The sequence below is a fragment of the Embleya hyalina genome (genome assembly GCF_003967355.1).
Taxonomy (GTDB): domain Bacteria; phylum Actinomycetota; class Actinomycetes; order Streptomycetales; family Streptomycetaceae; genus Embleya; species Embleya hyalina.
In genome coordinates, this window is sequence record NZ_BIFH01000045.1 from 66,233 (window position 1) to 76,045 (window position 9,813).

Annotated in this window: 1 protein-coding gene; it reads right to left on the reverse strand. The window is 74.1% G+C overall.

Annotated features, from left to right (window positions below; all coding sequences use genetic code 11):
* Positions 1–4: 4 nt before the first annotated feature.
* Positions 5–9,760 carry a type I polyketide synthase gene (locus EMA17_RS43540; protein WP_443093130.1) on the reverse strand — a complete coding sequence of 3,252 codons (9,756 nt, stop codon included), beginning with the start codon at positions 9,758–9,760 and terminating at the stop codon, positions 5–7.
* Between the last annotated feature and the right edge of the window lie 53 nt (positions 9,761–9,813).

Genomic DNA, 9,813 nt, shown 5'->3' on the forward strand with positions numbered 1-9,813 from the left:
CGGTTCACCCCGTTTCCGGCTCCGCGTCGCCGGTCAGTTCGGCGAGCAGGTGTTCGGCCAGCTCCGCCGGGGTGGGGTGGTCGTAGACGATGTCCGCGGCCGGCTCCAGGCCGGTGAGTTCGGCGATCCGGTTGCGCAGTTCCATCGCGGCCATCGAGGAGAAGCCGAGGTCGAAGAACTCGGCGTCGTGCTCGACGGCTTCGGCGGAGGGGAAGCGCAGGATCGTCGCGGCTTCGGCCCGGACCAGGTCCAGCACGATGCCGAGGTGTTCGCCGGGCGCGGCCTCGGCGAGCCGCCGCCGGAACGCGGCGACGCCGTCGACGGTGTCGCCGGCATCCGTTCCGGTGGCGTTTCGCTCCCCCGCCACCTCCGGCAGTTCGTCGAACAGCCGGGAGTGGCGGGCCGACGACAAAGCGCCGAGTTCGCCCGGGTCGGCGTCGGTGAGCAGCAGGGTCGTGTCCCCGTGGGCCAGCGCCTGCCGGACGGCGGGGATCACCGCCTCCGGGTCGGCCAGGCCCACGGCCACGGACAGGGCGGGCAGACCCTGGGCGGCCCGCTCCCCGGCGAGCGCGTCGAAGGACGCGTGTGCGGCGGAGGCGCCCTGCCCCGCCGCGCCCCAGGCCGCGTCCACCGGGGTCACCAGGACGAAGGCGGCCGGGGCCGGGGATCGGGTGTGCTCGTGCAGGGCGCGGGCGACGGCTGCGGCGGGCCGTGCGCTCTCGTCCGACATCGCGGGATCCCCGGCGGTGCACACGATCGTGGTCGGTGGACCGTCGAGCCCCGCCAGCAGGGTCTCCAGGGCCGCCGGGTCGGCCGGGTCGCAGGCGTGCACCACGACCCGGGGTTCGGTGTCGAGTTCGGGTGCCGGCCGGGTCAGTACCACCCGGTCGGCCCCGTTGCGCGCCGCCCAGCGGGCCAGCGCGACCGTGTGCCCGTCCGCTCGACCCGCGACCAGGACCGTACCGGCGGGCCGCCACTCGGTGCCGAGGGCCACCCGTCCGGCCGGTGCCGGGCGAAGCCTGCGTCCGAAGACGCCGGCGGCGCGAACGGCCACCTCGTCCTCGCCCGTCAGGCCGGTCAGCACCCCGCACAGGCGGCGTACGGCCTGCTCGTTCGGCTGCTGCGGCAGATCGATCCGGCCGCCCCAGCGCAGCGGTTGCTCGTGGGCGGCGGCCCGGGCGATGCCCCAGGCCGGGGCCGATCCCGGTGCGGCGGGCGGGTCCGAGGGGGTCACCTGGAGCGCGCCCCGGGTGAGGAACCACGCGGGCGCGGTCGGTCGCGCCACGGCCACCGCCTCGACCAGGGCCTCGGCGAAGTCGGTCGGGTCGCCCGCCTCGCCCTCGTCGCCGGCGAGCAGGCACACGATGCCGGTGGTGCGCTCGTCGGCGGCCTCCCGGATGCGGCGGGCGAGTTTGTCGGCGGTGGCGGCGGGGGCGACCGGCAGCGCCTGGACCTGTGCGCCGTGGGCAGCGAGGCCGGCCGCGATCGCCCGGACGTAGCCGGAGCCGGTCTCGTCCTCGGACACGACCAGCAGCCAGGGGCCGGACAGCGCGGGAGCGGGCACGCTCGTCAGCGGCTTCCAGGCGCCGCGCAGTCGCCACCGCGCGGTGGTGTCCGCGTCCTCGACCCGGCGCAACCTCGCCAGCGCGGGCAGCAGTTCGTCGAGTCCGGTCGCGGTGTCCAGGCCGAGCGTGCCGAGCAGGGCGTCGAGGTCCTGCCGTTCGACCGCGTCCCACAGGCGCTGCTCCGCCCGGTCGGCGTCCCGGGGTCGCCGGCGCGCCCCGGACGGGTCCGGCCAATACCGCTGCCGCTGGAAGGGGTACGTCGGCAGCGGCACGGTCCGCGGGCACGCCTCGACGGCCTCGGCGGTCACCGCGGCCCAGTCGACGGCGAGGCCGTGCACGTGGGCGAGGGCGAGCGCTTCGGCCAGGGTGCGGGCCTCCGGGCGGTCGCGGCGCAGCACGGGCGCGACGACGACCGCGCTCGCGTCGACGAGGCATTCCCGTGCCATCGCCGACAACACGGCGTCGGGGCCGACCTCCAGGAACGTACGCACGCCCCGGGCCTGCAGCGCGCGGACGCCGTCGCAGAACCGCACGGCTTCGCGCAGGTGGCGCACCCAGTAGGCGGACGAGGCGAGTTCGTCGTCGCCGGCCAATTCGCCGGTGACGTTGGAGACGATCGGGATCCTCGGCGGCTGGTAGGTCAACCGTTCCGCGACGCGGCCGAATTCCGCGAGCGCGGGCTCCATCAGGGGTGAGTGGAAGGCGTGGCTCACGGCCAGCCGCCTGGTCTTGTGGCCGCGCTCGGCGAGGAGTGCGGCGACCTCTAGGACGGCGTCCTCGACGCCGGACAGGACCACCGACGAGGGGCCGTTGACGGCGGCGACGTCCACGCGGTCCGCGTAGCCGACGAGCGCGGCCCGTACGTCCTCCTCGGCGGCGCGCACCGAGACCATGGCGCCGCCGGGCGGCAGCGCCTGCATCAGCCTGCCGCGCGCCGCGACGAGGGTCACCGCGTCGTCCAGGGAGAGCACACCCGCGACGTGCGCGGCGACGAGTTCGCCGATCGAGTGGCCGGCGAGGAAGTCGGGGCGCACGCCGAACCGTTCGAGGGTGCGGTACAGGGCGACCTCGACCACGAACAGGGCCGCCTGGGTGTACTGCGTCTGCCGAAGCAGCTCGGCGTCGCCGAGGATCACCTCCCGGACGGGCCGCTCCAGGTGCCCGTCGAAGCGGGCGCACACCTCGTCGAAGGCGGCGGCGTAGCCGGGGATCGCGTCGTACAACTCCTGTCCCATGGCGAGCCGTTGGCTGCCCTGGCCGGTGAACAGGAACGCCGTCCTGCCCCGCGCGGCGGTACCGCCGATCACCCGTTCGGACGGTGTGCGTTCGAGCGCCGCGGTCAACGCCTCGGCGAACTCCTCGCGGGTGGAGGCGAGAACGACGAGCCGGTGCTTGTGCGAGGCGCGCGTCGTGGCCAGGGAGTGGGCGATGTCGGCGGGTGTGTACTCGGGCCGGTCCTCCAGATGCGCGCGCAGCCGCTGTACCTGGGCCCGCAGCGCGTCGGGGCTCTTCGCCGACAACGCCCAGGGAATCTCCCGGGGTGTGCCGGCGGGTGGTTCGGTCCGCGCCGACTCCGGTTCCGGCGCGGCCTGTTCGAGGATGACGTGCGCGTTGGTCCCGCTGATCCCGAAGGAGGACACGCCGGCCCGGCGCGGACGGTCGTGGTCGGGCCACGGCGTCGGCTCGACGAGCACCCGTACCGCGCCCGCGTCCCATTCCACGTGCCGCGACGGCCGGTCCACGTGCAGGGTGCGCGGCAGCAGGCCGTTGCGCAGGGCCATCACCATCTTGATCACACCGGCGACACCGGCGGCGGCCTGGGTGTGGCCGAGGTTGGACTTGACGGAGCCGAGCCACAGGGGCCGGTCGTCGGGTCGGTCCTGGCCGTAGGTGGCGAGCAGTGCCTGTGCCTCGATGGGGTCGCCGAGGGTGGTGCCGGTGCCGTGTGCCTCGACCGCGTCGACGTCGGATGCGTCCAGGCCCGCGTTGGCCAGGGCCTGGCGGATCACCCGCTGTTGCGAGGGGCCGTTGGGGGCGGTGAGGCCGTTGCTGGCGCCGTCCTGGTTGATCGCCGAGCCGCGGACGATCGCGAGGACCCGGTGGCCGTTGCGCCGCGCGTCGGACAACCGCTCGACGAGCAGCATGCCCACACCCTCGCTCCAGCCGGTGCCGTCGGCGGCGTCGGCGAACGACTTGCAGCGGCCGTCGGGCGCGAGCCCGCGCTGCCGGCTGAAGTCGACGAACACGTTGGGGGTGGACAGCACGGTGACGCCGCCGGCCAGGGCGAGCGAGCACTCGCCCGACCTCAGGGCCTGGATCGCCCAGTGCAGGGCGACCAGCGAGGAGGAGCAGGCGGTGTCCAGGGTGACGGACGGGCCCTCGAAGCCGAGGGTGTAGGAGATCCGCCCCGAGGCCACGCCGCCGGAGGTTCCGGTGCCGACGAAGCCCTCGCTGCCGCTGGGCAGGTGTTGCAGGTGCATGCCGTAGTCGTGGTACATCAGGCCGACGAACACCCCGGTGCGGCTGCCGCGGATCCTGGTCGGGTCGATGCCGGCGTGTTCCAGGGCCTCCCACGAGCTTTCCAGCAGCATGCGCTGCTGGGGGTCCATCGCCACCGCCTCGCGCGGCGAGATGCCGAAGAACGCCGGGTCGAACTCGGTGGCGTCGTAGACGAATCCGCCCTCGCGCGTGTACGTGGTGCCGGGGTGCTCGGGGTCGGGGTGGTACAGCTCGGCCAGGTTCCAGTTGCGGTCGGCCGGGAACATCGACATCGCGTCGCCGCCCTCGGCGACCAGGCGCCACAGGCCGTCCGGGTCGGTGACGCCGCCGGGCAGTCGGCAGCTCATGCCGACGATGGCGATCGGGTCGTCGGCGCCGACGATCGTGGCCGTCGGCGCGGCGGTCGGCGCGTCGTCGAGCAGCTCGGTCCGCAGGTGGGCGGCCAGGTTCGTGGGCGTCGGGTGGTCGAAGACGAGCGTGGCGGGCAGCCGCAGGCCGGTGGCCGCGTTCATCCGGTTGCGGAACTCGACGGCGGTCAGCGAGTCGAAGCCGTTCTCGTTGAAGGGCCCGTCCGCGTCCACGTCGCCGGGGTTCGCGTAGCCGAGCACGGCCGCCGCCTGGGTGAGCACCAGGTCGAGCAGGGTCCCCAGGTGTTCGGTCTCGGGCATCCGGGCCAGGCGCTCGCGCAGTGCCGACGCGGCGGCCGGATCGGCGCCCACCGTGCGCCGCTTCGACGTGGCGACCAGGCCGCGCAGGATCGTGGGCACGGCGCCGAAGCGGGCGGCGACACGCAGCGCGCCGAACTCCAGGCGGATGGGCACCAGGTTCGCCCGGTCCGTCGCGAGGGCCGCGTCGAACAGGGCGAGGCCGTCCTCGGTGGACAGCGGCGCGACGCCGGTACGGGCCAGCCGGGCCCGGTCGACCTCGTCGAGCCCCCCGGTCAGCCCGCTGTCCTGCGCCCACAGCCCCCACGCCAACGACACGGCGGGCAGGCCGATGCGGTGCCGGTACTCGGCCAGGGCGTCCACGAAGGCGTTGGCCGCCGCGTAGTTGCCCTGCCCGGGGCCACCGAAGACGCCGGCCGCGGAGGAGAAGACCACGAAGGCGGCGAGCGGCAGTTCCCGGGTGAGTTCGTGCAGGTTCAGGACGGCGTCGGCCTTGGCCCGCAACACCGTGTCGCATCTTTCGGGGGTCAGCGCGGTGACGATGCCGTCGTCGAGCACGCCGGCCGCGTGCACGACGGCGGTGAGCGGGTGCCGGGCCGGGATCCGGGACAGCACCTCGGCCAGCGCCTCGCGGTCGGCGGCGTCGCACGCCACGACGGTCGCCTCGGCGCCCAGCTCGGCCAGTTCCTCCCGCAGCAGGTCGACGCCCTCCGCGTCGGGACCACGGCGGCCGACCAACAGCAGCCGGCGCACGCCGTGTTCGGCGACCAGGTGACGGGCGACGAGGCCGCCCAGGGTGCCGGTGCCGCCGGTGATCAGTACGGTGCCGTCGGTGTCCCACCCGGGCGCCGCGTCGGTCGCGGCCCGGTGCCGGGCGAGCCGCGGCACGAGCAGGGCGCCCTCACGCAGCGCGCCCTGAGGTTCGCCGGACGACGCGGCGGCGGGCAGCGCCCGCCACGACTGCTCGGTGCCGTCGACATCCAGGAGAACGAAGCGGCCGGGGTGCTCGGACTGCGCCGAGCGGATCAGTCCCCACACGGCGGCATGCGGCAGATCGGGTGCCGAGAACGGCCCGGCGGGAACGGCACCGCGGGTGACGAACACCAGGGGCACCTCGGCGTACCGGTCCTCGGCCAACCAATCCTGCGCGGTCGCGAGCGCCTCGGCGACCGCCGTACGCACCCGGGCGGCCGAATCCTCGTCCGGATCCCCGGTGATCGGGTCGCAGACCACGAACGCCAGGCGCGGGAGCGGTGCTTCGGCGTCCGGCTCGGCCCCGGGCGGGTCGGCGTCGACCCGTGCGCCCGTCGCCTCCAGCGCCGCGCGCAACTCCGGTGCGTCCGCGCCCAGCAGTCGGAAGCGGGCGCCGCCGGTCGATCCGGCGACCGGGCCCGTGGCGGGCACCCAGTCGAGCCGGAACAGCGCGTCCCGCAGCGGGTCGGTACCGCGCTCGACGCCGCCGGCGGCGAGGGGACGTACGACGAGGGAATCCGCCGAGGCCACCGGCACCCCCGCGGTGTCGGCGACCTCCACCCGAACCGCGTTGCGACCCGCCGAGGACAGTCGTACCCGCAGCGCGCCGGCGCCCGTGGCCGCCAGCCGCACCCCGGTCCAGGCGAAGGGCAACAGCGGCCCGTCGGCGGACGGTTCGTCGAAGAAGTAGCCCAGGGCCAGCGGTTGCAGCGCGGCGTCGAGCAGCACGGGGTGCAGCCCGAAGGAGCCGCCGTCGCCCGACACCTCCTCGGGCAGCGCGACCTCGGCGAACAGGTCCCCGTCCCGACGCCAGAGCGCCTTCAGGCCACGGAACGCGGGGCCGTAGTCGACACCGACGATCGCCATCGCGTCGTACACCTCGTCCGGCCGCAGCGCCTTCGCGCCGGCCGGCGGCCAGGACTCCTCGCCGAAGTGGGCGGGAGTGGTGTCGGTGGCGAGGATGCCGGTGGCGTGGCAGGTCCACGGATCGTCGGCGGCGCCGCCGTCCGGCCGGGCGTGCACGGTGAGCGAGCGCCGCCCGTCCCCGTCCGGCGCACCGACCGCCAACTGCAGTTGCACACCGCCGCGTTCGGGCAATACGAGCGGCGCCTGGAGGGTCAGTTCCGCCACGAGATCGCAGCCGACCTCGTCGCCGGCGCGGATCGCCAGCTCCACGAAGGCCGTCCCCGGCAGCAACACCGCCCCGTTCACGGCATGATCGGCCAGCCACGGATGCGACCGAAGCGACAACCGTCCGGTCAACAACACACCCTCCGCATCCGCGAGCGACACCGCCGCACCGAGCAGCGGATGCCCCACCATGCCCAGGCCCAGCTGCGCCGCGTCGCCCCTGCCCGCGGCGGACTTCGGCCAGTAGGGCTGGTGTTGGAAGGCGTAGGTGGGCAGGTCGACGACACGGGGCCGGGCCGGCGCGAGCACCGACTCCCAGTTCACCGGCGCGCCGCGCACCCACAACTCCGCCGCCGAGGTCAGGAGACGATCCGAACCGCCCTCCTGCCGGCGCAACGAACCCACCACCACGGCGTCCGTGGCCCCCGCCCGCTCCAGGCTCTCCCGGACGCCGATCCCCACCACGGGATGCGCGCTGGACTCCACGAAGAACCGGTGGCCCTCCCCGGCCAACGCCTCGATCGCCGGACCGAACCACACCGGTTCGCGCAGGTTGCGATACCAGTACGCGGCATCCGCCTCCTCCCCGGAGATCCAGCCCCGAAGCAGGGTCGAGTACCAGGGCACCACCGCCGCCCGCGGCTCGATCGGGCCGAGTACATCGAGCAATTCCGCCTCGATGGCCTCCACATGGGCCGAGTGCGAGGCGTAGTCCACCTCGACCCGCCGCGCCCGCACCCCGTCCGCCTCGCACCGCGCCAACAGCTCGTCGAGGGCGTCCGCGTCACCCGACACCACCGTCGAGAACGGACCGTTGACCGCCGCCACCGACACCCGACCGGCGAAGGACGCCAACCGCTCCTCGACGTCGACGACCGGCAACGGCACCGACACCATCCCGCCCCGACCCGCCAACCCCACGATCGCCCGACTCCGCAACGCAACCACACGCGCACCGTCGTCCAACGACAACCCGCCGGCCACCACCGCCGCCGCGATCTCACCCTGCGAATGACCCACCACCGCATCCGGAACCACCCCGAACGAACGCCACACCTCCGCCAACGACACCATCACCGCCCACAACAACGGCTGCACCACATCCACCCGATCCAACCCGGGCGCACCCTCCACCCCGGCCAACACCTCCACCGGCGACCAATCCACGAACTCCGCCAACGCCGCCGCACACTCGTCGAACCGCCCGGCGAACACCGGCGACTGCGCCCGCAGTTCCACCGCCATCCCCACCCACTGCGACCCCTGACCCGGAAACACGAACACCACACCGCCCGCGACATCGGCGACACCCGTCACCACGCCCGGCGAATCCGAGCCGTCGGCCAGGGCCGGCACGCGTCCCGTCAGCTCGGCGCGGTCCACGCCCAGCACGACCGCACGGTGCTCGAACGCGGTACGCGAGACGACGAGGGAATGAGCCACGTCGACCGCGGACCGATCCTCCACGAAGGCACCCAACCGCCGCGCCTGATCCCGCAACGCCGCACCCGAACGCGCCGACAACACCCAGGGCACCACCGGCGGTTCCGACCCCGACGCGACCTCCTCCGCAACCGGCGCCGGAGGCGCCTCCTCCAGCACCACATGCGCGTTCGTGCCGCTCATCCCGAAGGAGGACACGCCCACGCGACGCGGTTCGGTGGACTCGGGCCACGGGCGCGTCTCGGTGAGGAGTTCGACGGCGCCTTCGGACCAGTCGATGTGCGGCGAACGTTCCTCGGCGTGGAGGGTGCGCGGCAGGACACCGTGCCGCAGGGCCATCACCATCTTGATCACACCCGCGGCGCCGGCGGCGGCCTGGGTGTGCCCGATGTTGGACTTCACCGACCCCAGCCACAGCGGCCGGTCCTCGGGCCGACCCTGCCCGTACGCGGCGATCAACGCCTGCGCCTCGATCGGGTCGCCCAGCGTCGTACCCGTGCCGTGCGCCTCGACCGCGTCGATCTGCGCGGGCGAGATCCGGGCGTTGGCCAGCGCCTGCCGGATCACGCGCTGCTGCGAGGGGCCGTTCGGCGCGGTGAGGCCGTTGCTGGCGCCGTCCTGGTTGATCGCCGACCCGCGTACGACCGCCAGCACCGGATGGCCGTTGCGGCGCGCGTCCGACAACCGCTCGACCAGGAACACGCCCGCCCCCTCGGCGAGCGCCATGCCGTCGGCGTCGGCGGAGAACGCCTTGCAGCGCCCGTCCCGGGCGAGGCCGCGCTGTCGGCTGAAGCCGATGAACGTGCCGGGCGAGGACAACACCGCCACGGCTCCGGTCAGGGCCAGGGCGCAGTCGCCGTTGCGCAGCGCCTGCACCGCCAGGTGCAGGGCGACCAGCGACGAGGAGCAGGCGGTGTCGATCGTGACGGCGGGACCTTCCAGGCCCAGGCTGTACGAGATTCGGCCCGACACGACGCTCGTGGCGACGCCGGTCATCAGGTAGCCCTGGAGCTCGGGCGGCGCCTTCTCCATGAAGGTCAGGAACTCGCCGCTGTTCGCGCCCATGAACACGCCGGTTCGGCTGCCGTGCAGCGTGGTCGGGTCGATGCCCGCCCGCTCGATCGCCTCCCACGACGTCTCCAGGAGCAGCCGCTGCTGCGGGTCCATGGCCGTCGCCTCACGCGGGCTGATCCCGAAGAACGCCGGGTCGAACTCGGTGATGTCGTGCACGAACCCGCCCTCGCGCACGTACGACGTGCCGGACCGGTCGGGATCCGGGTCGTACAGCGTCTCCAGGTCCCAGCCGCGGCCCTCGGGGAAGCCGGATATCGCGTCCGTCCCGTCGGCCACGATCCGCCACAGGTCCTCGGGGCTGTTCGCCCCGCCCGGATAGCGGCAGCCCATGCCGATGATCGCGATCGGCTCGTGGTCCTTCTCGCCTGCCGCCCGGAGCCGCTTCCTGCTGTCGTGGAGTTCGGCCGTCACGCGTTTCAGGTAGTCGACCAACTGCTCTTCCGTCGCCATCTGCTGCTGCCTTC